The 25695-nt window shown below is 45.6% G+C and carries 27 protein-coding genes, 1 tRNA gene and 1 other annotated feature (1 of these 29 only partly in view); of the genes, 26 read left to right on the forward strand and 2 right to left on the reverse strand.

Translation table 11 applies throughout. From position 1 onward, the window contains the following. Window positions 1-16: 16 nt before the first annotated feature. The 24 genes from C6P11_RS02950 to C6P11_RS03055 all read left to right on the forward strand — a co-directional run bounded on the left by C6P11_RS02950 (window position 17) and on the right by C6P11_RS03055 (window position 23153). Window positions 17-1300 (forward strand): replication-associated recombination protein A, encoded by a 1284-nt coding sequence (locus C6P11_RS02950; RefSeq protein ID WP_135518460.1) that lies wholly within the window; start codon window positions 17-19, stop codon window positions 1298-1300. 305 nt (window positions 1301-1605) lie between these two features. Next, window positions 1606-1884 (forward strand): hypothetical protein, encoded by a 279-nt coding sequence (locus tag C6P11_RS02955; protein ID WP_135518462.1) that lies wholly within the window; start codon window positions 1606-1608, stop codon window positions 1882-1884. Between the two features lie 133 nt (window positions 1885-2017). After that, window positions 2018-2473 carry a universal stress protein gene (locus C6P11_RS02960; protein ID WP_135518464.1) on the forward strand — a complete coding sequence of 152 codons (456 nt, stop codon included), beginning with the start codon at window positions 2018-2020 and terminating at the stop codon, window positions 2471-2473. Window positions 2474-2709: 236 nt separating this feature from the next. Continuing rightward, on the forward strand, window positions 2710-3354 hold the full coding sequence (locus C6P11_RS02965; protein WP_135518466.1) for a hypothetical protein: 645 nt from the start codon (window positions 2710-2712) through the stop codon (window positions 3352-3354). A gap of 106 nt (window positions 3355-3460) precedes the next feature. Beyond that, window positions 3461-4729: a DUF916 domain-containing protein gene (locus tag C6P11_RS02970; protein WP_135518468.1), complete on the forward strand. Its 1269-nt coding sequence runs from the start codon at window positions 3461-3463 to the stop codon at window positions 4727-4729. Window positions 4730-4733: 4 nt separating this feature from the next. Beyond that, window positions 4734-5234, forward strand: a complete 501-nt coding sequence (locus C6P11_RS02975) for a hypothetical protein (protein WP_135518470.1) — start codon at window positions 4734-4736, stop codon at window positions 5232-5234. A gap of 58 nt (window positions 5235-5292) precedes the next feature. After that, window positions 5293-5661 (forward strand): WxL protein peptidoglycan domain-containing protein, encoded by a 369-nt coding sequence (locus C6P11_RS11180; RefSeq protein WP_245299747.1) that lies wholly within the window; start codon window positions 5293-5295, stop codon window positions 5659-5661. Beyond that, on the forward strand, window positions 5658-6779 hold the full coding sequence (locus C6P11_RS02980) for a WxL protein host-binding domain-containing protein (RefSeq protein WP_245299749.1): 1122 nt from the start codon (window positions 5658-5660) through the stop codon (window positions 6777-6779). Before C6P11_RS11180 ends, C6P11_RS02980 begins: the two co-directional genes overlap by 4 nt. Further along, complete coding sequence (locus tag C6P11_RS02985; protein ID WP_135518472.1) at window positions 6760-7311, forward strand: hypothetical protein; 552 nt, start codon at window positions 6760-6762, stop codon at window positions 7309-7311. Before C6P11_RS02980 ends, C6P11_RS02985 begins: the two co-directional genes overlap by 20 nt. A 9-nt stretch (window positions 7312-7320) precedes the next feature. After that, window positions 7321-8568: a WxL protein peptidoglycan domain-containing protein gene (locus C6P11_RS02990; protein WP_135518474.1), complete on the forward strand. Its 1248-nt coding sequence runs from the start codon at window positions 7321-7323 to the stop codon at window positions 8566-8568. A gap of 200 nt (window positions 8569-8768) precedes the next feature. Next, window positions 8769-9350 (forward strand): hypothetical protein, encoded by a 582-nt coding sequence (locus C6P11_RS02995; protein ID WP_135518476.1) that lies wholly within the window; start codon window positions 8769-8771, stop codon window positions 9348-9350. 126 nt (window positions 9351-9476) lie between these two features. Beyond that, window positions 9477-9947 carry a DUF916 domain-containing protein gene (locus tag C6P11_RS11185; RefSeq protein WP_245299750.1) on the forward strand — a complete coding sequence of 157 codons (471 nt, stop codon included), beginning with the start codon at window positions 9477-9479 and terminating at the stop codon, window positions 9945-9947. A 9-nt stretch (window positions 9948-9956) separates the two neighbouring features. Next, the gene (locus C6P11_RS11190) at window positions 9957-10583 is read left to right on the forward strand and encodes a WxL protein host-binding domain-containing protein (protein ID WP_245299752.1); all 627 of its coding nucleotides are present in this window, start codon (window positions 9957-9959) and stop codon (window positions 10581-10583) included. A gap of 102 nt (window positions 10584-10685) precedes the next feature. Further along, the gene (locus C6P11_RS03005) at window positions 10686-11231 is read left to right on the forward strand and encodes a hypothetical protein (protein WP_135518477.1); all 546 of its coding nucleotides are present in this window, start codon (window positions 10686-10688) and stop codon (window positions 11229-11231) included. Continuing rightward, complete coding sequence (locus C6P11_RS03010) at window positions 11141-13537, forward strand: hypothetical protein (protein WP_135518479.1); 2397 nt, start codon at window positions 11141-11143, stop codon at window positions 13535-13537. Before C6P11_RS03005 ends, C6P11_RS03010 begins: the two co-directional genes overlap by 91 nt. Continuing rightward, window positions 13476-14804 (forward strand): hypothetical protein, encoded by a 1329-nt coding sequence (locus C6P11_RS03015; RefSeq protein ID WP_135518481.1) that lies wholly within the window; start codon window positions 13476-13478, stop codon window positions 14802-14804. Before C6P11_RS03010 ends, C6P11_RS03015 begins: the two co-directional genes overlap by 62 nt. A 15-nt stretch (window positions 14805-14819) precedes the next feature. Continuing rightward, window positions 14820-17132, forward strand: a complete 2313-nt coding sequence (locus C6P11_RS03020; protein ID WP_210114218.1) for a hypothetical protein — start codon at window positions 14820-14822, stop codon at window positions 17130-17132. Window positions 17133-17147: 15 nt separating this feature from the next. Continuing rightward, window positions 17148-17810, forward strand: a complete 663-nt coding sequence (locus tag C6P11_RS03025; protein ID WP_135518486.1) for a hypothetical protein — start codon at window positions 17148-17150, stop codon at window positions 17808-17810. A 10-nt stretch (window positions 17811-17820) separates the two neighbouring features. After that, window positions 17821-18147 (forward strand): WxL protein peptidoglycan domain-containing protein, encoded by a 327-nt coding sequence (locus tag C6P11_RS03030; RefSeq protein WP_135518488.1) that lies wholly within the window; start codon window positions 17821-17823, stop codon window positions 18145-18147. Then, window positions 18113-18919, forward strand: coding sequence for a WxL protein host-binding domain-containing protein (locus C6P11_RS03035; protein WP_135518490.1), 807 nt, complete (start codon window positions 18113-18115; stop codon window positions 18917-18919). Before C6P11_RS03030 ends, C6P11_RS03035 begins: the two co-directional genes overlap by 35 nt. Window positions 18920-19097: 178 nt before the next feature. Further along, on the forward strand, window positions 19098-20135 hold the full coding sequence (locus C6P11_RS03040; RefSeq protein ID WP_135518492.1) for a DUF916 domain-containing protein: 1038 nt from the start codon (window positions 19098-19100) through the stop codon (window positions 20133-20135). Window positions 20136-20329: 194 nt separating this feature from the next. After that, a complete protein-coding gene (locus tag C6P11_RS03045) occupies window positions 20330-21739 on the forward strand; it encodes a leucine-rich repeat domain-containing protein (protein ID WP_135518494.1) in 1410 nt (469 codons plus the stop codon). Window positions 21740-21793: 54 nt separating this feature from the next. Then, on the forward strand, window positions 21794-22213 hold the full coding sequence (locus C6P11_RS03050; RefSeq protein ID WP_135518496.1) for a hypothetical protein: 420 nt from the start codon (window positions 21794-21796) through the stop codon (window positions 22211-22213). Between the two features lie 160 nt (window positions 22214-22373). Beyond that, window positions 22374-23153, forward strand: a complete 780-nt coding sequence (locus C6P11_RS03055) for a hypothetical protein (RefSeq protein WP_135518498.1) — start codon at window positions 22374-22376, stop codon at window positions 23151-23153. Window positions 23154-23215: 62 nt separating this feature from the next. Here C6P11_RS03055 and C6P11_RS03060 read toward each other — a convergent pair. Further along, window positions 23216-23289 (reverse strand) — tRNA-Lys (locus tag C6P11_RS03060). Window positions 23290-23382: 93 nt separating this feature from the next. Here C6P11_RS03060 and C6P11_RS03065 point away from each other — a divergent pair. Then, on the forward strand, window positions 23383-24060 hold the full coding sequence (locus tag C6P11_RS03065) for a hypothetical protein (protein WP_135518500.1): 678 nt from the start codon (window positions 23383-23385) through the stop codon (window positions 24058-24060). Window positions 24061-24107: 47 nt separating this feature from the next. Here C6P11_RS03065 and trhA read toward each other — a convergent pair whose 3' ends face one another. Next, window positions 24108-24761 carry a PAQR family membrane homeostasis protein TrhA gene (gene trhA, locus C6P11_RS03070; protein ID WP_135518502.1) on the reverse strand — a complete coding sequence of 218 codons (654 nt, stop codon included), beginning with the start codon at window positions 24759-24761 and terminating at the stop codon, window positions 24108-24110. A 150-nt stretch (window positions 24762-24911) separates the two neighbouring features. Here trhA and C6P11_RS03075 point away from each other — a divergent pair, with 150 nt between their 5' ends. Continuing rightward, window positions 24912-25532, forward strand: a complete 621-nt coding sequence (locus C6P11_RS03075; RefSeq protein ID WP_210114219.1) for a LysE/ArgO family amino acid transporter — start codon at window positions 24912-24914, stop codon at window positions 25530-25532. Window positions 25533-25574: 42 nt separating this feature from the next. Further along, window positions 25575-25695 (forward strand) — a binding site (T-box leader); it runs 93 nt beyond the window's last position.

Raw genomic sequence — 25695 nt, forward strand, 5'->3', positions numbered from 1 at the left:
AGAGGAGGTTGCTTGCATGCAACAACCATTAGCATTTCGCATGCGACCTCGCACCATCGAAGAAATTGTTGGACAACAACATTTAGTTGGTGAAGGGAAAATTATTAATCGCATGGTGACGGCCAAGATGCTGTCGTCGATGATTTTATATGGCCCTCCAGGCACGGGTAAGACGAGTATCGCCAGTGCCATTGCCGGGTCAACGAAATATGCGTTCCGTATTTTGAATGCGGCAACGGATAGTAAGAAAGATCTACAAATTGTGGCTGAAGAAGCCAAGATGTCTGGTACGGTCGTCTTGTTGCTAGACGAGATTCACCGTCTAGACAAGACGAAACAAGACTTTTTGTTGCCCCACCTTGAGAGTGGACGCATCGTGTTGATTGGTGCCACAACTGAAAATCCTTACCTATCGATTTTGCCAGCCATTCGGTCACGTACGCAAATCTTTGAAGTGAAGCCATTGTCCGAAGATGACATGAAGACAGCTATTCAAAGAGCACTAACGGATAAAGAGCGTGGTTTGGGTAACTTTGATGCCGTGCTGGATGATGAGGCAGAACGCCAATTGGTTTATGCAACGAATGGTGATTTGCGTTCTGCGTTGAATGGATTGGAGTTGGCAGTTAAGTCAACGGCGCCAAGTGAAGATGGTAAGGTGCACATCACGTTGCCAATTGTTGAAGAAACGGTGCAACGTAAAGCGTTGACGGCTGACAAGGATGGGGATGGGCATTATGATGTTATCTCCGCTTTGCAAAAGTCGATTCGTGGTAGTGATACAGATGCTGCGTTGCACTACTTGGCCCGTTTGATTGAAGCAGGTGACTTGCCAATTATTGCGCGACGTTTGCGTGTGATTGCCTACGAAGATATCGGCTTGGCAAATCCTGCGGTGGCGGCGCGTGCAGTGACCGCAATTGAAGCCGCTGAGAAACTTGGCTTTCCGGAAGCGCGTATTCCGTTGGCCAATGCAACGATTGAATTGGCACTGTCACCGAAGTCGAATTCAGCCTATACCGCGATCGATGCGGCGTTGGCTGATGTGCGCAAGGGTGGTACTGGCGATGTGCCGGATCATTTGCGTGATACGCATTACAAGGGTGCTGAAAAACTGGGGCACGGTGTGGAATACGTTTATCCACACGGTCATCCCGGTGATTGGGTACCGCAACAATATTTGCCAGATAAACTGAATGGGGCGAACTATTTCGTGCCGGCGGGAAATTCTAAGGTTGAGCAAGCCTATAAGGAACAGTACCAAAAGCTACGTGACGCTCAGAAAAATGGTTTACGTTAACTACTGCTTTTTTACACTTGGAAGCGTATAATAACGGTATGCGAATTCCTTGGACGTACGCATGATTCCTACTATATGTAGTTGCTTTACAACCATATTGACCGGGGATGTCGGGAAGCCGGCGAGGCAAGCTATTTCACTTAGTAGCCGCTAAAGCTGACTTATTCACCCACTTACCTATAATCTGGAGTCAACTCATTGTGAATCGTTAACGGCGCCAATCAAGTGTTCGTGCGCTACCACGGTTAGCCCTGGTAGCGCTTTTCTTTTGCAATTATTATTTTTTGAGATAGAGGATGAATAAAATGGGCATCATCATTATGTATATTGTCTTTGCGCTGTTGATTGGCGCAATGGGTATTTATCTACTAACACACCGTCAAGGCTTTTTGAACTTGTCGGCGTCACAAGCGCGTATGCCAGCAACATTTTTCGGTTGGTTCTTCACGCTTGATGCATTGGCATTGATTGTTAGTGTTGTGTTGCATGGTTCAGAGCCGTTGCCAGCCGGCATCTTCGTTATCTTGGCAACAATTCTAACGACGGTCTTGGCCGTTGTGGTCACATCACGATTGTTTAAATAGTCATACTTTGGTTGTAGCATCTGTGAAATCTTCATAGGTGCTATTTTTTTTAGACATGGTTTATTTACCAAAATTATTACAAATGGCGTATAATGAACATATAGGCAAATAGCCACTTAGAGGAGGAACTATCATGGCTGATACTAATGTAAACTACAAGAACATTTTGATTCCAGTTGATGGATCAAAGGAAGCTGAAGCTGCTTTTGGGAAGGCAATTCAAGTTGCATTGCGTAATGGGGAAGACGCTAACTTGCACATTTTGCACGTTATCGATACACGCGCATTCCAAAACGTAACGGACTTCAAGACGACGATGGTCGAGCAAGTTGCTGGAACTGCAAAGAAGACTTTGGAGACTTACTTGCAACAAGCTAAGGATGCCGGCGTTAAGAACGTGGACTACACAATTGAGTACGGTTCACCAAAGGACATCATTGCTCACCAAGCGCCTGAGAAGATGAATGTTGATTTGATTATGATTGGTGCTACTGGTTTGAACGCCATTGAGCGCTTGTTGATTGGATCAGTAACTGAATACGTAACGCGTACAGCAAACGTTGATACGTTGATTGTTCGTACTAAGTAATTGATATGACTAGACCACTGGGGAAACCCGGTGGTCTTTTTATTTTGTTTGTCTGGTTTTTAGCATGCAAAACTGTTGCCAATGCGATACATAAAAATACGTATAAACCCGAAGTTCACACTTTCTTCACAATTTAGACACAAACCAACGCTTACTTTATCTTATTATCTTTAATAAGGGAATTTTCCTTAATATAAAGAGAAACGAATTTGAAGAATTCGTGAAGGGGTAGAGACATGAAGTTTGCAACGATTGCAGCAACTGTTTTGGTAGCAAGTTCTGTTTTGGCATCAGCTGGTGTGGTTTCAGCTGATGGTATTGGTACGAAGGTCGATGATAACAACTACAAGGCACAAGGTACGGCGAGTGTTAATGTGGTAAAGGGTGACGATGCTCAATTTACTGTTGATCAAGTACCTGGTTTTGGAACGACCGACAATGGCGAGGGAAAGACTGTGGCAAATGACTTGGACTTTGGTACGGTTACTTTGTCTCAATTGGCGAAGGCCCAACAGCCTATGACTGCACAACTTAACAAGGGTGCGTTTGCAGTTACCAACACGATGGGAATTCAAAGCTGGAAGTTGACTGCAACGATGGATTCTTTCAGAAATGAGACTGCGAATGATGACTTTGCAGGGACTTTGGTAATTAACAATGTTCCTTTGACTCCAGGTAAAGAGGCACAACTTTACTCATCAGATAATGAGGATGGATTCAAGGCGGCGGGTGACAATGGATCAAAGTCTAAGTGGATTAGTCCAGCGGCTGATGCTAGCATGATTGTTCCTACTGATGCAAAGCTTGGTAACTATACAGCCAACATCACGTACAAGTTGACTACAGGTGTCTCAGGTAATGCTTCATCAAGTGCCAACTAATTAATACGGCTATTAACTAAGTTTGATATGTAAAGCAAATGGTCTGGTTTCTGCCAGGCTTTTTGTGTTTAATTTTGAGAGATTTTGAGAGAGAGAAAATAAAAACATGGCCAAGTGGGTTAAATTGGCAATCGCTGCTGCGGTTGCTGTGCCAATGTTGATGACGACTGCTTATGCAGCCGATGATTATAGTGTGGTGGCGGTTCAACCGGACAATCAACGTACAGAATCTGACAATGTCGGTTACGTTGATGTGAAGGCTGACCCAGGATCACAACAAACGTTGCAATTCCAATTGTCTAACACGTCAAACAAGACGATTAAGATTAAGATGACTGCTGGTACGGCCACGACGAGTGATAACGGTGCAATTAATTACGCCACACAAGATGTAAAGCCAACGTTGACGGATGGTTTGGTCAACAAGATGGGTGACTATCTTAAGGCTGACCAATCAGAAATCACACTGAAGCCTGGTCAAAACACAACGGCAACGGCCACGTTGAAGGCGCCTGCGCAACAATTTGAAGGACGTATGGCTGGTGGGGTTAGCTTTGTTGAAGAGAATCAGAATCGATCGACCCAGTCAACGAATTCAATGAAGATTAATGCCACGTACGAATATGACGTGGCGGTTTTGTTGTCTAACAACCAACGCATTGCGGAAGGTATGTTGCAAATGGGTGGTGTGAAGGCGACGCAAGTTAACCGTCACACTGTGTTCGCTGTTAACGTTAAGAATCCAACATCAAGTTTCATCAACGCGTTGGGGATGAAGACAACCGTAACGGGACCTGATGGTGTGAAATTTACGCGTATGCAAGCGAACATGCAGATGGCGCCGAATACCCAATTCAACTGGGGCATTTACACCAACGGTAAGGCGCTTAAGACGGGTGATTATCGTGTTGTAACGGATACTTACTGGTCAAAGGACGGCCAACGTCGCTTTAAGTTTAGTGGCGACAAGTACACGTACCACATTCAAACTGAAAAGACGGTTCACGTGACAGCTAAGCAAGCTGCTGATTTGAACAAGCGTGACTACGACTTGCAAATCAGCTCAAAGATGCCATTGGCCTACAAGGTCTTCATTGGTATTTTGCTAGCAATTGCGGCAATTATCTTGTGGTTCGTCTTCTTCAAGAAGCGCAATGTCACGGTCCAAGTTATTGATTTGATGACAAACCGTATTGTGATGAAGGAACGTGCACGTGCGTCACGCATGGGTAAGGTGACGTTGACGTTGCCAGAATCAGTACGCTTGATGAATGATAAGCATGCAACATTGACGGATGAGCGTACGTTGGTTGTGAAGGCAACACAAACGTATATTGAAGTTGAAGTTGCAGCATTATCAACGTCAAAAGGATAGGGTAATGAAACAAGGATTACTAATTATGATGGCCAGTCTTAGCGTGTTGGCTATGCCAATAGCTGGGCATGCCGATACGGCGACTGGACAAGCCAAGGTGAACATCATCGCTGGTAATCGCACGATGGATAAAGGTGTCGCATCAATTGATTTTGGTGACACACTGTTGGATCGTTTAACGGTACCAACGACACGTGGTACAAAATTGCCAGCCGGTTCATTTCAGGTGACTGATCTTTCCGGATCTTCGGCAGGATGGTCATTATCAATGGCAGCTGAAGAGTTCACAAACGGTTCTAACTCGTTTGATGGCATGCTAACGATTAACAACATTACAATCCGTGCCGATGCCACACAGCACAATTCTGCGATGATTTTCCACAGCCAGGTGCCTGGTTATTGGGAGTCTCCAGCGGTTGATGCGAGTGTGACAATTCCAGGTGACGTGGTTGGACGTTATACAGCAAACGTTTTGTATACGTTAAATAACGGGGTTGCGCAATAGGGTACGCAATCCTCCCCGCCTCGGCGGGATACATATAAGGGAAGTAGGGACAATCAACATGCGACGTGAAATGGGGATAACAATTTTAGTGATTGCGCTATTAGTGCCTGGTTCTGTGCATGCAGCCACGGTCGGTCATGATGATTACAGTGTGACGTATATCGAATCTGATTCGCAGCGACCAAGTGCACGAGGTGTTGGGTACGCCGACGTGATTGCAGCGCCAGGTTCATCACAAACATTGCGTTATCAAATTCAAAACATTTCAGCTAAGACCATCAAGGTTGATATGACCAAGGGAACGGCTGGTAGTAGTGAAAACGGTAGTGTCGTCTACACAACTGAAAATTGGCCAAACAAGGACTTTGTCAATTTGCCAACACGTATGGAAAATCATTTGACGGTCGATGAACCAGTGATACATTGACGCCCGGTCAAATTAAGACGGTGACGGCGCAATTGTCTATGCCTGATGCGCCGTTCGATGGCACGATTGCCGGTGGGGTTGGCTTTAAAGAGGAGAATCAATACCACACGGCATCAACGCAATATCGTTTGAATGCACAAGTGAAGTATGACATTGCGGTGTTGGCACAAAACGCTGAACCAAAGATTTATAATATGCAACCTTCCGTCGTTTCAGAAGGAGCGAAGGTTGTTGATGGACAAGCTGGCTTTGTATTCCACTTCCAGAATCCTTACCCAGCATTTATAAATCGCATGAAGATGGACGTGGAAATCACGTCACCAAGCGGTAAGAAGTATCACCGTGTGCAGTCGATGATGCAAATGGCGCCGAATACATGTTTGAATTGGACAGTATGGCTAGGCGGTGACAAGGTAGAGGCTGGTACATATCGCGTGTCAGTGAATGGATCGGCTGCTGAACCGGCTACACTGGTTCCTGGGGCGATTACCAAGCAAACCGATACAGACAAGAGTAGTGCGACAAAGACAGCAAGTTCGAGTGATGCTAAGAGTTCAGTGGCACCTGAAAATGAATTAACGGTGCCTGATGATCAGGCTGCATCAGCCCAAAGTTCAGTCAGTGTCGCCACATCTGAAGCGCAATCAGCTGGTTCATCTATTTTGGTGCCAAGTAGTCGCAAATTGAAGGCGACGACTAATGTGCCGATTTCAACGGCGCAAGCAAAGCACTTAAATAGTACATTGGTCAATGCAGGACATCATTTGAATCCGATTATCACGAAGGTATTGCTTGGGTTAGGCGCACTAGCTGGATTCTTGTGGTTCTTGTGGTACAAGCGCCGTCATCACACGGTTTACTTCTACACGGAAGATGACCTGTTGGTGGCCAAAGAACACTGCACATCACATCTCTTTAAGAAACAAATGCGACTTGATGTCCCTGCCGGCTTCTTAGCTGTGAAGCAGGATGGGGATGGTGAAGCAGTCTATGACATGACAGGACAACCAGTCCTTGTGGCAAAGGTTGCTGTTGATTATCGTCAAGAGAGTCAATCATTTACTGTGATTGCGAGAACGGAAGGAGGGGAAGGCACTCATGAAGAAATGGCAAACTAAGGCTATGCTACTGAGCGCAGGCTTGGTGTTGGCAACGACTGGAACGGTTGCGCTAGCTGATCAATCAGGAAGTACATCAACTGGTTTGGAAGTGACTGGTACACCGGTAACGCTTCAGGCAGCGGCTGGTGGTACGGATTTAAATTTTGAAGCTGTCCGTTTGGCTGAATTGGCCAAGGGACCGGTCACACGTGAAGTGACCTTGCCCAAAGGCACTTTCACAGTGACGAATTATACTGGCATGGAACAAAGTTGGAGCCTAGTAGCGGGGATTACAAATTTCCAACAATCATTGGTGGGAACGAAATTCGACGGTCATTTAACAATTAATGGCCAAGAATTGCACGTCGCTGAAGATGGTTCGTTGGTTGGTAGCGCCACGATTGCGCATGACACCATGGCTTTTAGTGACTACACGTGGGAGTCACCTGAAATGAAGGTCAGTTTGACAATTCCGCCAACCGTTTCAATTGGAACTTACAACGCAACAATTCAGTATGAACTACAAAATGGCGTTGTTAATCCAGGGTAGGCAAGCATCATGAAAAAGTTATTGTTAATCATTAGTTTCATGGTCATCAGTTGGCAAATGCCGGCAGTTGTCCATGCTGAACAAGAGAGTGGGATTGCGGTTAGTTTGGAACAGCCGACCGCTCAGCGAGATGATGCGCAAGAGGTGAGTTACGCCGATGTGATGACCAAACCTGGTGATCGTACGACGCTGACGTTTGATATTGCGAACCAAGCAACTCATGACATCACAGTTGATGTGTCAGCGGGAACGGCGGGTACCAGTGCAAATGGTGCGGTGATTTATGGCACACAAAACTGGCCGGATAGTCGCTTTGCTGGATTGCCAGCACGTATGGAGCAGTACTTAAAGCCAACAGAGCCTAAGGTAACTGTGCCTGCGGGAACTATTCGAAAGACGACAGTTACGTTGGTGACGCCAGATAATGGTATTTCTGGTGTGATGGCAGGTGGGGTGACGTTTACGGCTGAAGGCCAAGCGGATGTTAATTCGCAAAACGCGACCATGAACTTCAATACGGAAGTTGGTTACACGGTTGCCGTATTGAATCGCACAAGCAGCAGTATTTTGGTGCCTAACTTAACCATTGGTAAGGCGTCAGCTAGGGTAATTGCGAGTGAAGCTGCTATCAGTATGCAGCTCATTAACAATACGCAGACGTTTTTGAATAGTTTGTATATGCGTGTCTCTATCGTCGGACCTCGCGGGACATATTTGCAACGTGAGGCTTCTAATATGCAGATGGCGCCTAACTCACAGTTTAATTACAAAGTCTGGGCTGGTGAACAGGACTTGCCTGCTGGCAATTATACTGTGACAGCTGTTGGTTATTATGTCCGTGAAAATGGGTTGCGTTACGATGCGTCAAACGGTAAGCGCTATGCTTATCGTACGTTTAGCAAGGCGAATTTGTACATTAGCGATAAGACAGCAGCAAAGTTGCATAAGCAAAATGCGATGCTACGCAAGAGTCTATTCTGGCAACCATTGTTCTGGATGACAATTGGTGTGGCTGTTGTATTGATTGTGTTCTTTGTTTGGTTGCTAACGCGTCGTCGCCGTGTGCACTATAAGTTCATGTTGGCTGATGGCAAAATTGTTGCACGTGGTCATGTGCATTTGCGTCGCAAGGGACATGCCACGATCGAAATCCCGTCAGGATACGTATTGACGGTCGATACACACGAAATTTCATCTGGACAAATTGTCTTAAAGGGCACGAATTTGCAGAACGATTTTGTTGTACGAGAGGGATAAGTAGGCGTAACATTACACTTATTCTTAATAAGTATGACGTTATCTTTCTCTAAAATTCACATTTTTTTCAAAAATAAGAATAAATTGTGAACAAACCCTGTTTTTTATAGACACTTATTGAAAGTAAGGCTATGATTATCAAGGTTCAGATGGAAATGTGAATTTTTATTGTTTATATAAGAGAGAAAAGAGAAGATATCATGAAGATGAATAAGATTGTTTTGGCTTCATTGTTGTCAGTTTCATTGTTGGGCGCATCAACGTCAGTATTTGCTGATGACACTGCAAATACTTCAACGAGTTTCACGGTTGGTAACGGTGAACTTAAGTTTGCAAAGGATGCAAAGAACAATGCACTTGTTACGTCATCTTTGACATTTAAGGGCGCTACTGTTGCTGATTTGTTGAATAAGGAGTACACGGATCAACAACCATTTACGGCGACTGTAAACGACACTACTGGTAACAGTAAGCAAGGTTGGACTATGACGGCAACTTATGTACCATTGCACAATGGCGATGAGACGTTGGGTGAGACGTTGACGATTGGTTCAGTTGCTTTGAAGGAAGGTAGCTTGTCTGGTGTTGCATACCAAGCAACGCCAGAAGAAAACGCCGATGCCTTGAAGAACCACCAAGGAAATAAGAGCGTTGGAAGCGAAACCGATGCTAAGTTGGAAATTCCTTCAGGTACGGCCTCAGTTTCAGGAGAGTATGTAGGTTCAATCGCTTGGACTTTGCAAGCAACGCCAGAAAACACAGCAGTGACACCTGCACCATAATTTTAATTTGAAATAATTTAAACATTTTGTTTGAACTAGAAAAGGTGACGACACCACGTGTGGCTGTCACCTTTTTCTAATACATAGCATTTTTTGGTATGAAATTTTTATAAAGGGATATGAACAATGAGTATTAAGCGAGTAGCGCTTTTTGGACTAGCTGTGGGTGCTAGTTTGTTAATGGGTACCACTGCACATGCGGCTGGAAATGATTATTCAGTGCAGGCGGTAGTGCCATCATCACAAATTGATAAGTCAAATTCTTCTTACTTTGATATGCAATTGCAACCGGGTCAAAGTGAGACGTTGACGTTTAATTTGGCGAATACCTCAAACAAGTCAATTACGGTTGATGTGAACAAGGGAACTGCTGGAACAATCAGTGGTGGTGTTGTTGATTACGCAGCAACGTCAGGTTTTGATCAATCAATGCCAGCCAAGTTGGGTGACAGTCTAGAAGTGCCTGACAAGGTGACGTTGGCACCAAATGAAACGAAAGCAGTTACAGCTAAGGTAACGATACCATCTACGCCAACTTCTGGAATTTACGCCGCTGGTGTGAAGTTCACTGAAGAAGGCCAAGACGCAGCCTCATAAGGAAACGGCATGCAAGTTTCTGGTGTGTTCTCATACGCTGTTGCTGTGTTGGCTCGTAACAGTACGTCTAATAACGATGTCGCTGATACGTTGAATCCAAATGGTGTGAAGCTAGTGAGTGATGGTGGTGTTTCAATGATTAGCACCAACGTCATTAACCCTAAGGCGGCCTTGCTAAACCGTTTGGAAATCGTTGGTCGCGTTACTGATGCTAGTGGTCAAGTCTTCATGAGCAAGACGAAGAAGATGATGCAAATGGCGCCAAATTCTAACTTTGACTTTGCCATGACGTCAAACGGTAAGGAAATTAAGGCTGGTAAGTACTTGGCTAAGTACACAGCCTTCTGGAGCCAAGACGCTAACGGGCAATACGCAGATGCCAAGGGTACGCGTTTCGATTACACGAAGACATGGGAACAAGAAGTTACGGTTACTGACAAGCATGCTAAGAAGTTCAATGCAGCGGACAAGGCTATCCAAGCTAAGAACAGCATCCCCGTCTGGGTATGGATTATCGGCGGTATCTTGTTGTTGCTAATCTTGATTATCATCTTCCTGATCTGGTCCATCTTGTTCAAGCGTCGCAAGGACAAGGACGAAGAAGAACGTAAGGAAAACATGGCTAAGTTGAAGTAATCAACAGTCATGACACGGGGCTTCGGCCTCGATACATATATTTAAATGTGGTGTTAGGCCCACAATACTTATACTGATTTATTCGCTAGGGGAACATTGGTTATGTCACGAAACAATAATTTGAAACTAAAAATGGCGTCAATTACGTTGTTGAGTACATTGACGATGTCTACAGTTATGCAGGCATATCCGGTTGTATTGCAATGGAATTATGAACAAGGCATCGTTCACGCAGATGCTAATCCAGCACAAACGGATAAAATCCAAGATTACACATATACGACTTCAGATGGTGTGAAGCACCAAGCAATCGATAATGCCTTTATCACGGCCTTTTTGAATAGTCCTGCCGGAAATGGGCAAACGTTGGCACAAAAGAATAACGTCACTGCGTCTACAGTAACGTGGGGTGATTTGAAGGACTTGACTGTATTGATTTGTCAGCTTCAGCAAACCCAGGTATCGCAGCTGCAATGGCCAACTTGCCTACTAGCCAATACGACGGTGCGCCATTCTTGTCATACTGGCTACGTGATTAGGGACCACGAGAGTCACCAATGGCGGCAGCAATTTTCTATGCCATTGGGCAAGCTAAAAACGCAACGACCCTTGATATTTCTGGTATTTTTCCAAGCACACAAAGTGTAGGTGGACAAACACTGGGTAAGGTAATCGCTTCCCTTATCAATAACGCTGGCAGCATTACCTCTACATCTAACGTTCAAGCCGGATCTGGTGATTTGGCGGCCTTGCTACCAAAGCTTACTAGTGTGGACGTGTCTTACAACGGCTTTACTGGTGCCAACGACATCCAGGATTGGAGTTGGTTGAGCCAGAATACATCCGTAACGATGTATGTTGGAAACATGGGAACGTGGGTTGATTCTTGGCGTGGTTGGGGAAACGATCAAGTTAAGAATGAAATTGTGACGGCCAACATCAAGCAAGACACGGCTTTGCCACCTTCAACACAATTGAACGCTGACAGTTTGGTGTCTGTAAAGGATACGATTGCTGCCGTTGCCGGTGCTTCAGCCGCTGCTGCAGCGACTGCTGCTGCATCTGCAGCCGGTGTGTCAGACCAAAGCGTCTTGTCTTCTATTGCTTCTGCTGCGTCATCAGCTGTTTGGGCTGCCTCAGGAACACCTTCCGTGGCGGTTTCTTATGTGCAAGACGAAAAGGGTAGTTCAAGTGCCGTGTACGATATCACGACAACGGCGATGGATTCAGTCGCTTCAGCTGCGATGGACGCTGTTACCTCGGTTGTGGGGTCATCAGCTGCCTCTTCATTGAAGTTGGACTCAAGTGCCTTTTCATCAGCGTTGAGTAGTGCATTTAGTAGTGCAATTCCTGCACCTACGCCAAGTAGCAGTGCCACGCCTGGAAACAACACGGCGTCTGGAAGCGCATCAACATCAACATCAAGTTCAGTTGCAGTTGGTGGAATCAAGATTGGTGCAGGTACGGTCACGGCGGATCCAAAGACTGGTTCGATTAAGGTCTCAGTTGCCAGTTCATCTGCAGCTTCTATTGATGCAAACTATGTGACGGCTAGCCAACAAGTGTCTGCCTTTAATAGTTTGATGAAGGATTTTGCGAAAACGTCAGCTATTGGGTCAGATACTAGTGCAGGGGATGCGTTGAAGTATGCAACAACAGCGCAGTCTATTTTCAATGCTGCAAGTTCAGCTTACACATTTGCACAATCTGCCCTTGGCAAGGTTGCTGATTCAGCTTCAAGTAGTGCGTTGACGCAAATGTTGCAGTCAGCGTACGCCATTGAGCAATCAGCTTCAATCGCAGCATCAGCAGCATCAGTGGCTGCATCAAGTGCTGTGACGAAGGATACAGCAAAGTCAGCTTTGTCTACAGCATCAGCTGCATTGGCTTCCGCAGAAATGGTTGCCGCTCAAATGGCGACCGATGCTGCTAGTTACGCCTCAGATGCGAAGGGAGCAGCAACTGCTTCTGATGCAGCTAACATTGCCGACAAGGCGTCATCAGCTGCAGCTGCAGCCGCATCAGCATTGGCAACGATGGGCGATAACACAAAAATTATTCAAGATAATTCATCAGCAGCCCAAGATATGACTTTGGGCGTTGCGATGTCGAATTATAACAGTCTGGCATCAAGTGCTGCGTCAGCTGCGAAGGACTATGCAACAGGTGCACCTACGACTGTTTCTTCAATGAAGAGTTCAGAAGCAGCGTCATCAGCTGCAGCGTCTGCGTCAGCTGCATCAAAGCCAGAAAACAGTGCCAGCGCAGCGACGCCAAGCAACAGCACAAGCTCTAGTGCAAGTGCCTCAAGTCAAGCTGATACGGCCAACTCAACAGCCATTTCAGCTTATGCCAAGAGTGTCGCCGATGCTTATTCAACGATGTCATCTGCACGTTCAGCATTGTATGCCACGACAGATTACACAAAGTTGTCGAGCTATGCGAGCGTAATTTCTTCAGCAACGAAGACGATTTCGTCAGTTAATGATTTGGCCACGTCAATTGCGTCAAACGGTGGTGCAACAACAGCATCAATGTCAGCGCAATTGTCAAACATGGCCAGTGATTTGAGTGATGCCACAACGGCAACATCAGACGCAAAGTCATTGGCAAATCAAGATAGCCCACTTTATCAAATTTTGGGTACGTACTCAGTTGCTGCCTCTGCAGCTTTGGAATCAGCTAAGTCTTATGCTTCAGCTGGTAAGGCTGCAAGTGGTGCATCTTCAATCGCAAGCATCGCGGGTCAAGCATCCGCTGCAGCAGCGCGTCTGTCAGCTGCGGAATCAACAGCGGCTTCTTTGTTGGCCACGATTCCTGATAACTTGCGTGGTGCTGGTGTGAAGTCAGTGATGAGTCAAATTGATTCAGCGAACGACGGCGCTGGTTCATATGCCAAGGTTAAGCGATTTGGCCGATGCCCAATATGCAAGTTTGGGATCAGCTGCTGGTGATGGTGATACAACTTCAATTCAATATGGAATTTTGAAGACGTACTCATCAACAGTTTCAAGTGCGGCTTTGGCTGCGCAAAACGCTGACACTTTGACCAAGGCAACCAGCAATGGGAAGAGCGCCTCAAGTTACGCTGCCGCAGCTGCTTCAGCTGCCAGTGTAGCTGCGAGTGCCGCCTCAGCCATTGACTCAATGTTGCAATCGATCGGGGCAAACCCAGGATCAGCGGCTAAGCAAATCGGTGTTGATGGTGATAGTTACGCCAAGGCCGCTTCAAGTGCAGCGACTGATGCAAGTAGCCTAGCTGCTGCCAACTCAAGTTCAGCTGCTAATTGGACATCTGGTGGATTGGGTGCAATCGCCTCAAGTTTGGCCGCTGCTAACGGCGGTGGTCAAACAAATGTCGTGCCAACTTACAAGAAGGCGAAGACAGAACAACTGTTGCCAAACGGTGTGACTACCAAGACGACATTGAAGTCATGGGGATTGCCTGAGCCTTTCATTAAGGCTATTTTGAACCAATCAATGACGTTTGACGGAAATGCTTTGTCATCCCACGTTCGTGATAACACTGACGGTAATGGTTCTGAATTTACCGTTGATAACGTCACGTTTGGTGATTTGATGTACATTTCAAAGTTGGACTTGTCTGACAAGAAGCACGATAACGGTATCTATGATTACTTCCAAAAGACGCAATCATGGCAATTGTCAATTTACAGTGCTGATACTTGGAAAAATGCATCAAGTTTCAACTGGAACAACGGGCAACAATTGTTTGCCTCATTTGATGCCATTATCATGTCAACAACGGGGCAAACGTCACTGGATTTGTCTTCATGGAAGTCATCAAAGGACTCACCAGCCAACAAGAATACACAAGAAGATGCCAACTGGGCGTCTTCATTTGGATATTTGAATTTGTCGAAGTTGCCTGACCTTGCCGAATTGTCTGTGGCCTACGATGATTTGGGTAACCAACTCTTTGGTGGGCAAGACTTCCAAATGTTCCATAACGATGCTTTGACGACGCTGGATATTTCTGGGAACATCATGACCTCTTTGGGTGGTTCTTCTGGAAGTTCAAAGATCGTTACGGGTTATCCAAACTTGGTTAACTTGAACATGTCAAACATGGCGGTTATGAATACATTCCCACCAGAATTGAATAATGCGAATAATGACTTTGCAAAGCGTATTCAATCTTTGCAAATCGATAATGACAATTTCACAACCTTGCCAGCTTGGATTACGGTTGCTGCCTAAAACGGTTTGATCATTTTGACAGCCACTGGTAACCAATTGACATCAGCCGATTCTAAGTTGCTTCAGAAGCCATCTTCATTGGAGTACTTGGACTTGACTGGCCAAGATGGTGCCTCAAGTGGCTTGCTGGATTCATTCTTCTTGGATAACTCTGGTACACAAGCTATCCAACAGTACAACAAGATTATGAATGACCCAGAGATGCAATTTTGGTTGGCCAACGACCCTAATGGTGCCTTGGATCAGCAAGTTGCCGCTTTGCGTAAGCAGATTCAAGATCGTGCTGGTTACCAAGCAACGTTGAATGATTACACGGATTTGTTGGCGCGTGCCGAATTGGATCCATCACAACAATCTGTCACGGTTACCGTTACGGTTACGACATCAGTTGTTGTTAATGGGCAATCATACACGGTTAAGTTGCCATACGATCCTGACCATCCTTATGATGCGAACGATCCAGCGCAACAAGCGCAGTTGCAAGCATTGGCCTTGTCACAATTGCAATCACAGCACCCTGAATTGGCTGATTTGACGACTGATGATTTGAACATTGCCAGCGTTAAGACGCCATTGACGACGAGTGACTTGGTTGACTATATCGAAAAGCACAAGGATGAGACATCAGTTTCAACCTATTACAATGCTGACGGTACGCCAACTGACGCGTTGAAGAAGTTGCAAACAGCTGCCGAAGAAAACCCACACCAATTGGCTTCATATGGTCAATTGCCACCTGCTCCCAAGCCAAGTGAATACGCGGTTAAGGACGCACAAGGTAATGTGACGGGAACAGTTCCGTCATACTACGACACGCAAGGTGCGTTGTTGGGAACGATTAAGCAAGCTGCAATTACGGACGCCACAATCACGGTTGCTAAGATTCAACAAGTTCAAGATCAATTGCTTGCTGCCGGTGACACGGAAGGTGCCAAGAAGTTGCAAGATCAGATTGATAATGTGCAAAAGGCGATTAACGATATTCCCGTTACCGCTGATGTGCAAACTGATTCTAACTTCTTCTACGTTCGTTCTTTGACGAAGCAAATTCAAACGTCAACTGATACGGCTACGACGGTCGCCACTGAAAAGACCATCAATCAATTGAATGATGCGCAAACGGTGGACTTGATCAAGAAGGCCGTTGATAGTGGTAAGTTGTCAACTGACGCCGGAGATAAGTTGATTACCGCCGGAAGCACAAGTTTGATTGACTTGGCTAAGAGTCAAATCCAAACGGCCGTTGATGGTGGTTCGATTACCGATGAGATGGGTCACAAGTTGACCGATGGTGCGGAGTCAGTTCAAGACATCCGAAACAACATCGACAAGCAGATGAATACAAAGGATTCAACTGGTAAGGGAATGTTGGATAACACCACTGGTAATAACTTGCTTGATTCTATTGATGCTGCGGTTAACCAAGGACAAGGTAACTTTACGACAAACGTAGCGGATGCCGTTGCCGGCGCCGTTGCGCAATCGGTTGCTAGTTCGGTTGCCTCACAAGCTGGTTTGAGTTCTGAAACCCAAGCCTCATTGGCTGATCAATTGAAGTCAGCCGCGGTTACGGATACTGATGAAGTTGCTAAGGCTTTGACGACTGATACATCTAACGGTGGTGTCGGTGGTGGTTTGTTGAACGCCGATGGAACGGTTGATAAGGATTCTACCGAGAAGATTAAGCAGGCTGTTTCAGAAGCACAATCAGCCATTGCGCCACCAACACCTGCTGCATCAAGCGATAAGCCGGATGATACGCAAACGGTTGCCCCAGCGACTGGTGATTTCTCAATTGCTGGTGTTGTTGCGCCGAATGTGCCATTCAACACGTACACGTCATCAAAGATGTTTGATACGTTGATTCCAACGCAATCTGTTGCGACGGCGGCAACGACAAACATGGCTGTTAACGTGATGGATACGCGAAACTATCGTGGTAACTTGAATGTGACGGCAACGTTGTCAGCGCCATTCGCTTTGACTGGTGATAACAACGCGGTGTTGACCGGTGCTGAAGTGGTCATGAGCAAGAGTGCTTTGGCAACTTCAGATACTGACAGTACCGTCTTTAGCTCGGGAACATCAACTGCCATGGGTGGTTTGAAGCAAGCTAATGGCGCAGTTGTTAAGCAGGGTCAAGCAACGACTGTGGCAACTGGTCAAGTTGATGACGGTACAACGCTATCAAAGATTAACTTCAACAATGTTTACTTGCGTATTCCAACGCCAACTAAGGGTGGCTTCCCAGCAACGGGTAAGTACGCTGCTACGATGACGTGGACGGTTAACGCCGCGCAAGATAACGGTATGGGTGATACTGAGTAAAGGAGGCCCAACGTCATGAAATACAAGTTAATAACAACTGGATTGATTGCGGGGGCGTTCCTGCTATTTAGTGGTCACGCAATGGCTGACGACAATGCCAGTGCTACTAAAAATGGTAGTGCGCAAATGAATGCTGAAATCATGCAGGGTGGTTTGCAATTGCAAGACATCAACACATCGATGAACTTCACAACCATGTCAGCTAGTACGTTGTTGACGCCCCAAGTTTCAGCGACAATTGGTGCTGATGGTAAGGCACAAACGATTGATTCAAATTCTTATGTGGTTGGTGGTACGCCATTAACTGGTAAGGTATTGAATTATTCGGCCTCACCAGATTGGGAGCTACAAGCAACGTTCACTGGTTTCCGTTTGGCGAAGCAAGATATCAATACGTCGACGTTTAGCTACGATCCGAATGGCGTTTTGCTACCAGCTGATTTGAGTTTGTTTGGTAAGAAGCTATTGGCCGATACACCAACAACCATTTTGGAAGGTGGCGAGTCATTCACCAAAAGTGCCGGTAGCACACCGGTTGTCGCATCTGGCTTTGGTACGACGAGTTTGGACGATTTTGGTGCAATTCCGCAATTAACGGTTTACAAGAGTTTGCCAGCGGTTGGAACCTTTATGGGTCAAATAGACTTCACGTTGACGCAAACGCCGAATGTACAATAGGTGACGGATTATGACGAAATTGAAAAGTCTCCTGGTGATGGTGCTTACGGTGATTGGCGTTGGGTTGTTTATGCCTAACGCACATACCCAAAGTTCGATGGACTTTGTGGTGTCACCACAGTTACCAGACACGCAGGTAGATAAAAAAGCTGGTTTCTTTAATTTTCAATTGGATGCCGGCAAGAAAGTAACCTTGCACACGACGATTTCGAATACCTCTGGTAAAGATATCCAACTGAAGGTTTCTGCCGGAACAGCTGGTACATCAGCTGCTGGTGCGGTAGATAATACGATGACTGGTGATGCAGTTAAAGATGTTCCTTATCGCATGGGGTGATTTGTTGAAGTTGTCAAAGACGACAGTGACAGTGCCTGCTGGTAAGAGTATCGATTATACGGCTGACTTTACAATGCCAGATACGCGCATTGTGGGGCTACTAGTTGGTGGCTTGCGCTTTGAACAAGTCGATGACGCGAACACCGCCAACCAAGGTGGCACAGCGTTGCAGACGGATCTAGCGTACGTCCTATCAGTGATGGCGCGCCAATACCCAACATTGCCAACGCCAAAGGTATCATTCGGTGGTGCTAAGGCCACGCAAGTTGATGGTCAAAATGCCGTTCGCTTGCGTTTGGAAAACAAGACGGGGACGTTTGTTAACCGCTTGGAAGCTAAGGCGGTGGTGACGGATAGTGCTGGTCGTAAGGTGACGAGCTTTACGCAATCAATGATGCAAATGGCGCCAACGTCAACGATTGATTGGCCGGTGTTGTTAAACGGTAAGACGTTGAAGAGTGGTGAATACCACGTTGCTGTCACGACTTACTATTCACAATCTAAGGATGGTAAGTATAAAGACGCAGCGGGGACGCGTTTTAACTACAAAGACACGTTTAACTCATCATTTAAGCTAACTGTTGCGCAAGCTAAGCAATTGAATAACACAGATATGATTCAACAAGCACACCATGCATTGCCTTGGTGGCTATGGTTAATCATTGTGTTGTTGTTGATTATTGTTGGCTTGATTGTATTCATCGTGCTTTACTACTACAAAGCTAAGCATCCTGAGGCGAAGATTTTTAACTTGAATATTAAATTGAAGTGATAATGCACTAAGAGGTCGAACTTAATGGTTCGGCCTCTTTTTTGGGAAAATGCAACTGGCTGTAAATGCCGTGCACATGGGATTTACATAGTTCTGGCAGAATGTGAGACGAAATTTCCGGTCGCTCTGTGTTGCTTGATAATAGTAGCTTAGAGAGAGTGGAGAGAAGGACAGAGACATGAAGAAGGGGCCGTGGTTGGTTGCTCTTTTAGTTGTAGGTATCTGGTTGTTGTTGCCTAGTCGCGGACGAGCTGCGGAAACAGGGTTAAAAGTAACGCCAATTCAGGCAGCATCCCAGCGAGATAAAACGGAAGCGTTCTTTGATTTGGTACTACAACCTGGGCGAAGTGAGACGCTAGATGTCCAATTGCAGAATGTAACGGCGCATAATCAGGTTGTGGATGTAGCTGTTTTGCCGGCGTCGACAAGCGATGATGGTCGCGTGCAATATAGGAATGAGGTGAAGTTTGATCCTTCTTTGAGGGACAATCTAAAGGATATGGTGGAAGCGCCAAATCGGATTACCGTTCCAGCCGGGAAAACGATACTATATCATGCGAAGATAACCATGCCTAAAAGGACGTTGCCTGGGATGGTGGCAGGTGCCATGATATTTACACCAGAAAAAACGAATGACGCCACCACGACAAACATGGGTGTCACTAATAATTTCCAATATTCGGTTGGTATCTTGGCACGTAATGAAAATAGAAGTTGGCAGCCTAATTTGTCAACTGCTGGTGTGTCCTCGAAGCAGCAAGCAAACATGACAAGTATCGCCGTACGTTTTCGGAATACGACCGCGACTTTCTTGAATCAGCTAACAGTTGAAACAACGGTCTCCAAAGCTGGAAAAACCTATTCGCGAAATCAAAGCGATATGCAGATGGCGCCGAATTCGACTTTCGATTATTCAGTGCCATTAGATGCAAAGCCAGTAGCCGGTCGTTATGATGTGACGGCAACGGCATATTATGTGAAGGATAATACGGGTCGGTATCAGGATGTAAAGGGACACCATTATCGTTTCAGGAAAACAACTGTGACAAGTGTTGAACTGCGGAACCAAAACAGACGTTCTCCGCGGGAACGTCGCACAATAGCAAAAAATAATTTGCCAATAAGCATCACAATTGGCTTGAGTATGATAGCCGTTTTGATGGTTATCATATTGGTTTTGATTTCATTGGTTATGAAAGGTCGTCGGAAAATATAAATATCGATATTCGTGCTTCTCGAGAAATCGGGAAGTATTTTTTGTATTTGGGACAAATTATTAGGCGAAAAATGTTGATATTTCGGGCATTCGCGGGACCAGAAAGTTTTTGGGTAAAAACGCGGGTCACTTTGTGAAACTCCTATACTTTATGATGTGTGAAAAATAGGGCTTGAAGAAAGGGGGATGCGAAGATGAAGCGGTTTACAGCCATAATGCTTGTGACGGTGATTTTAGCCAGTGTAGCAACTGATTTAAGTTTGCCTCGCGAGAGTAGTCATTATGCATCCCCTGCAGCCACCGCGGTATTTGCGGATGACAGTTATCTAGCAAACACACTGAGTGACTATCAAATTCCCAAAGCAGTTATTCAAACAATTTTGGATAATAGTTTGCTATCGGATGGAAAAACACCAACAGCAGATGGCATGACGGTGGCGAACTTTACAATCGCCGATTTTCAAAAACTGACCACAGTTTCATTGGCGACACGTACAAAAAATGACGATGGGTCTTATTCATCAAAAATGTCAGATGCAGTAGCAAATGACATTGGATCTGTGAAGGTCTACGCTGATTCGTGGCAAGATTCATACGACAGTACGGCCGGTGGCGTCATCATTTCACAAAACTATGAGGGTGCGTGTGGGAATGATAAGCGTGCAGCCATGAGTGATATTTTACAGAATGGCATGTACAAAAATGCGTATTATTTGGCCGGTGGACCAGTCGCAAAGAATGTAAACGTGTGGCTTAATTATTTGATTGCCATGATTGGGACGAATACGGCGATGACGACGCTTGATTTAACGGGCGCATTTTCTGAGATGACGTACAACACTGCTATGCCTCAATTTGCCCGTATTCTTGGGATGATGCAAATTGGGGCAAGCAATGTTGAAACGTTGCAACTAGGTAGCAACCCAATTATGAGTCAAGAAACGAACATGAATGACCATTCTTCATTCGCATTTAGTAGTAGCACGCTTAAAAATTTGGATATTTCAAATAACGGCTTTACGACATTGAATACTGAAATGTTGGGCAACATGAGTGGCAATTTGACGAACTTGAATTTGGCTGGGAATCAAATCACTTCCATCACGACCAATGCAACGACGATTTTTGATAAAGGTTCCGTCGATTTGAGCGATGCGAAGTTGGCCAACGATCCGAATACGAATCGTATTTTGGTATCTGCCATCAATTCAGGAAATGGCGGTATCTCATTGGGTGATGAAGCAGTTAATACGTTGGTTTCCAATACAATGAAAGATGCGGCTGGTGGGGTTTCGCTGAATACAAATGGTCTTAACCAGGTTGCAAGTCAGCTGGACAGCACAACTGTTGATAAGTTGGTCACGACCAGTCCGGCTTTGATCGACAACAAAGTGTTGAATACATTGGTTACATCGAATGCGACCGCGTTAACGGGTGATAATTTCGCCAAAATTGCGCAGACGAACCCAGCAGCTATCGATGAAGATACGTTGGCTAGCTTGTTGACGAAGAATCCTGATGTGTTGACGCCAGAAGTGGTGCAAAACCTGGCAACTAGTCAATCTTCAGCATTGACACCTGAGGTATTGGGAAAGATTGCTTAAACAGTACCAGATGCGCTACCACCAGCAGTTATTGATGATTTAGCGAATAAAGGCGTGATTTCAAAAAATGATGCGTCTAAAATCAAGGATACAGTTACAAATCCAGCACCAGCCACAGTCAGCTCGGTGAAAATCGACAAGACGAATTTGTCATTCGGCTCAATGAGTTTGGCAGACTTAACGCCCACGACAGCGGTACAAGCCACCAGTGGTTTGACGGTGAGTGGCGTGTTAGCGAAAGGTGAGTCGTTAAGTGTTACGGCTAATCCGTGGTTAACAGTTGATGGCACACCAGCGTTTATGCCTACGATGCAACTGAACGGTGAGCGTGAGGATGGTACCGTAATTTCCAAATCAGTTGTGGTTAACTCGGATATGCAGTCCCTTGTAACAGCAACTGATGCGGACAAGACATTCAACTTGGACTTGGATAAAATCACGATGACAAATGTTTCGGGGGTCCAGCCTGGATAAACGTATAATGGGTCGCTCAGCTGGCAAGTTGGCGTTATGCCATCAGAAACGCAAAATTAGTGTTAATTAAGAGATAGATAAGAAAGCCGTGGGTTGTGCCACGGCTTTTTCTGTTACAATGAATATATTAGAAACGTTTGTAAAGATGAGGATCTCGATTATGAGTGAAACAAAAGTAAATTTGGTTGCTTCGACCTTAACTAACAGTTTGGGCACGATTGTTATGGGTCACGCAGCACCGGCAGCAATTATCACGGTCACGTATCCAAACGGTAAGGAAGATACATTGGTGTCAGATCCAAACGGTGAGTTCATGGCTAAGGTGCCAGCTGGTTTGGTTGAAGGTGAGATTATCGTGACTGGTAAGATGCCTGGCGACACATCATCAGAAGAAAAGGTTACGTTGACAATTGAATTGCCAGCGCCAGTGGTTACGGCTGTTATTTCAACGCAAGGTGATAAGTGTTTGCTTGAAGGTCGTGTCAACCAAGCGGATGTTGATGTAACGGTCAAGTTGCACGGAGCAGAAGAAATCTTCTTGCTCGTTGACAAGAGCCTTGAATTCGAACTCGAATTGCCAACTGATACAGTGCCATCACAAGTTGAAGTTCGTGCTAAGAGCCGTCTTTCTGGTAAGGACGGTCAAGCAATTGTCACAATGGGTGTCACGACGAAGACGTTGGCGATGCCTGCTTTGACAGATGACATGATTGCGGAGTACGTTGCGCAAGAAAAGGCGGCTAAGGAAGCTAACGAAGCAGCTGCAGCGGCAATTGAAGCTGGTGACCAACCAAAGCCATTTGAACCAGCAGCCGAAACGACACCTGTTGATATTCCTGAAGTGGAACCGACAGTAGAAGACGATTCACGCGTCACGCGCCAACACGAAAAGTCATCAGGACTATTTGGGTTCTTCTCAAAGTTGTTTGGTGGCAAGTAATAGGTATACAAAAAGACCGGTATCTCGTAAAAGATACCGGTCTTTTTAACGCTGACGGTTTATACCCCCTCAGGGATTCGAACCCTGGACCCGCGGATTAAAAGTCCGTTGCTCTAACCAGCTGAGCTAAGGAGGCGTCAACTACTATATTATGCACTAGGAAGGGGAAATAGGCAAGGCATTTTGTGATAGAATATTTACAGGATTAAGGAATAGAAAGGTTTTTCACATGGCTAAGTACAAGCGTGCCATTATTTCGGGTATCGTTCTAATTATTGGAATCGTGGCGATTTTCGCCCTAGTTGGTGACAGTTCACATAAGACTGATTCAAAGCAGTCATCAGCGAAGTCTTCAGTAACGAGTCACAAAGATAAGAAGTCAGTTTCATCAAAGTCATCTGCCAAGTCATCTAGTGAGCCATTTGTTTTTGATGTCACTAAGGTGCTAAAGGATAATAAGTTGGCACCGTCTGTTTTGTCAGCCGATGTAAATAACGGCACGGCGAAGATTGTGTTGCAAGATGACACGAAGCAAGATTTTGAAACATACACGAACGCTTATGCATCTGCAGTTGTAACGGTGGTACAAGCCGCTGCGAAGGCGAAGGATGTGCAAAACGTGTACATCGCCCGACAAGTAAAGTTGCAAGACGGCTTGGAGTATGCGGTTGCTAGTTACTGGACTGGTGATCAAATCAAGAACGCAGCAGCACTTGGGGATGCCAAGCAAGCGAACATGAAGGATGTGTTGTTGGCATCAAGTCGCTACTACATTGGTGGATCTGTTTGGGCAACGTTCTCACAACAACAAAAGAACGATTACACGAATCACCAACAAGGTGGACAACAACAAGATGAAAACCAAGACTTTACCAACTGGGTAACGGCTGGAACAGTTAAGAAGTAAACGAAAACGGGCAAGCACTGATAATTGTGCTTGCCCGTTATTTTTTGCTAGAACAACATGCTAAAGATTGAGATGTACATCAAGGTTGCACCACCCAAAACAAACAAGTGCCAGTACACGTGGCTCATTGGGAGTTTGGGGATGAGGTAAACACCAGCGCCAAGTGTGTAGGTGATACCACCAGCCAACAGTAAGTTGAAGGCGAATGGTGTCAATGAAGCGTGCAAGGCTGGGAAAGCCAAGATGATTAGCCAACCCATGATGACGTAGATCAAAACTGACAACCATGGCCAGCGTCCAACGAAGAATAGATCGTAAATGATACCGGCGATTGTTAAGACGAGGATGGTAATCCAAATTGGCCAGCCGACCTTGCCCGGAAGGAACAGCCACGTGTATGGTGTGTAGCTTCCAAGGATGACAAGATAGATGCCTGAGTGATCAAGAAATTGGAAAATCTTACCGGCCTTGGTGAACACCAATGCGTGGAAAAGCGTTGATGCTAACAAGAAGGTGATAATTGAAATGGCGTAAATCCAAAGGGCAGCCATGGTGAACCAACTGAAGTTAGCGTGCATACTCTCCCAAAGTAGTAGTGTTGCGCCAACGACGGCTGCTAGAACGCCCAAACCGTGGGTCACGGCGTTCAATGTTTCATATGTAATTAAGTATTTGCGGTTTTCTTTTGTTAGGATTGGCATAAGTAAATCCCCCTGATTTCTAATTGATAAGTATAGTATAACCCCGACATCTAGTGTTGTAAACTAGATGAGCTGGATATGCCGGTTTAGGTAGTGTCACGACTGGATTTCTTGTATACTGGATAGCGTTGATAAAGGGGAGTGGAAGATATGATGACAGTTTTGAAAGGCATGATGATTGGGTTTGCGTTTATCGCACCAATCGGTATGCAAAATTTATATGTGTTTAACAATGCCATGAATAATCGCCTCCGTCGGGCTTTTCTATATGTGTTGTTTGTTTGGTTAGCCGATGCTGCCTTTTCGATGGCGGCATTCTTTGGGATGGGCGCACTAATCAGCTCGCATGAAACGTTGAAGCTAATTGTCATGCTCCTCGGTGGCTTGCTGGTTGTTTGGATTGGGTATGGCATTCTACGTGGGGCCAACTCAGTGCAATTGAACACACAACAAAATGCGATGACGGTGAAGAAGGCTATGATAACAGCGGTGATTGTGTCATGGGCCAATCCACAAGCGCTAATCGATGGATCGCTGATGCTTGGTGCATTGCGTGGAACGCTGGCCGACAATCAAGTTTGGCCATTCATCATTGGGGTTATTACCGCCAGCTTTATTTGGTTCAATGGTATTACAATCACCATGAATTTGCTGAAAGAACGCTTGCCTAAGCGTGCACTGGTTTGGGTGAATATTGTGTCTGCCTTAATTGTTATCGGGTACGGTTTGTACCTATTGTATGAAGCGGTGGGGATGTTATTCTTCCATTAGTCTTTCACCTTGATTTTCAAAGCAAATAACCGTACAATTACGTTTATAGCAATGCACTAAAAAGTAAGTCAATGAGGATTGTGCAGCGAGTGCGCGGTTGGTGAAAAGCGCATCAAAATTCTTGACTGAAGGTAGTTAGTGGGCCTTGCCGGTGAAATCATAG

It is taken from the genome of Weissella confusa (genome assembly GCF_004766315.1).
Lineage (GTDB): Bacteria > Bacillota > Bacilli > Lactobacillales > Lactobacillaceae > Weissella > Weissella confusa_A.

What these genes read in the sequence shown, in the direction of transcription:
- C6P11_RS03015 (WP_135518481.1), top strand. Translation starts at nt 13,476, where the DNA reads ATGCCAAGGTTAAGCGATTTGGCCGATGCCCAATATGCAAGTTTGGGA.
- C6P11_RS03030 (WP_135518488.1), top strand. Translation starts at nt 17,821, where the DNA reads ATGACGAAATTGAAAAGTCTCCTGGTGATGGTGCTTACGGTGATTGGC.
- C6P11_RS11180 (WP_245299747.1), top strand. Translation starts at nt 5,293, where the DNA reads ATGCGACGTGAAATGGGGATAACAATTTTAGTGATTGCGCTATTAGTG.
- C6P11_RS03045 (WP_135518494.1), top strand. Translation starts at nt 20,330, where the DNA reads ATGAAGCGGTTTACAGCCATAATGCTTGTGACGGTGATTTTAGCCAGT.
- trhA (WP_135518502.1), bottom strand. Translation starts at nt 24,761, where the DNA reads ATGCCAATCCTAACAAAAGAAAACCGCAAATACTTAATTACATATGAA.
- C6P11_RS11185 (WP_245299750.1), top strand. Translation starts at nt 9,477, where the DNA reads ATGAGTATTAAGCGAGTAGCGCTTTTTGGACTAGCTGTGGGTGCTAGT.
- C6P11_RS02955 (WP_135518462.1), top strand. Translation starts at nt 1,606, where the DNA reads ATGGGCATCATCATTATGTATATTGTCTTTGCGCTGTTGATTGGCGCA.
- C6P11_RS03040 (WP_135518492.1), top strand. Translation starts at nt 19,098, where the DNA reads ATGAAGAAGGGGCCGTGGTTGGTTGCTCTTTTAGTTGTAGGTATCTGG.
- C6P11_RS03035 (WP_135518490.1), top strand. Translation starts at nt 18,113, where the DNA reads ATGCAGTTAAAGATGTTCCTTATCGCATGGGGTGATTTGTTGAAGTTG.
- C6P11_RS02950 (WP_135518460.1), top strand. Translation starts at nt 17, where the DNA reads ATGCAACAACCATTAGCATTTCGCATGCGACCTCGCACCATCGAAGAA.
- C6P11_RS02985 (WP_135518472.1), top strand. Translation starts at nt 6,760, where the DNA reads ATGAAGAAATGGCAAACTAAGGCTATGCTACTGAGCGCAGGCTTGGTG.
- C6P11_RS03055 (WP_135518498.1), top strand. Translation starts at nt 22,374, where the DNA reads ATGAGTGAAACAAAAGTAAATTTGGTTGCTTCGACCTTAACTAACAGT.
- C6P11_RS03010 (WP_135518479.1), top strand. Translation starts at nt 11,141, where the DNA reads ATGGCGGCAGCAATTTTCTATGCCATTGGGCAAGCTAAAAACGCAACG.
- C6P11_RS02960 (WP_135518464.1), top strand. Translation starts at nt 2,018, where the DNA reads ATGGCTGATACTAATGTAAACTACAAGAACATTTTGATTCCAGTTGAT.
- C6P11_RS03075 (WP_210114219.1), top strand. Translation starts at nt 24,912, where the DNA reads ATGATGACAGTTTTGAAAGGCATGATGATTGGGTTTGCGTTTATCGCA.
- C6P11_RS02995 (WP_135518476.1), top strand. Translation starts at nt 8,769, where the DNA reads ATGAAGATGAATAAGATTGTTTTGGCTTCATTGTTGTCAGTTTCATTG.
- C6P11_RS02970 (WP_135518468.1), top strand. Translation starts at nt 3,461, where the DNA reads ATGGCCAAGTGGGTTAAATTGGCAATCGCTGCTGCGGTTGCTGTGCCA.
- C6P11_RS02965 (WP_135518466.1), top strand. Translation starts at nt 2,710, where the DNA reads ATGAAGTTTGCAACGATTGCAGCAACTGTTTTGGTAGCAAGTTCTGTT.
- C6P11_RS02990 (WP_135518474.1), top strand. Translation starts at nt 7,321, where the DNA reads ATGAAAAAGTTATTGTTAATCATTAGTTTCATGGTCATCAGTTGGCAA.
- C6P11_RS03065 (WP_135518500.1), top strand. Translation starts at nt 23,383, where the DNA reads ATGGCTAAGTACAAGCGTGCCATTATTTCGGGTATCGTTCTAATTATT.
- C6P11_RS11190 (WP_245299752.1), top strand. Translation starts at nt 9,957, where the DNA reads ATGCAAGTTTCTGGTGTGTTCTCATACGCTGTTGCTGTGTTGGCTCGT.
- C6P11_RS03025 (WP_135518486.1), top strand. Translation starts at nt 17,148, where the DNA reads ATGAAATACAAGTTAATAACAACTGGATTGATTGCGGGGGCGTTCCTG.
- C6P11_RS03005 (WP_135518477.1), top strand. Translation starts at nt 10,686, where the DNA reads ATGTCACGAAACAATAATTTGAAACTAAAAATGGCGTCAATTACGTTG.
- C6P11_RS02975 (WP_135518470.1), top strand. Translation starts at nt 4,734, where the DNA reads ATGAAACAAGGATTACTAATTATGATGGCCAGTCTTAGCGTGTTGGCT.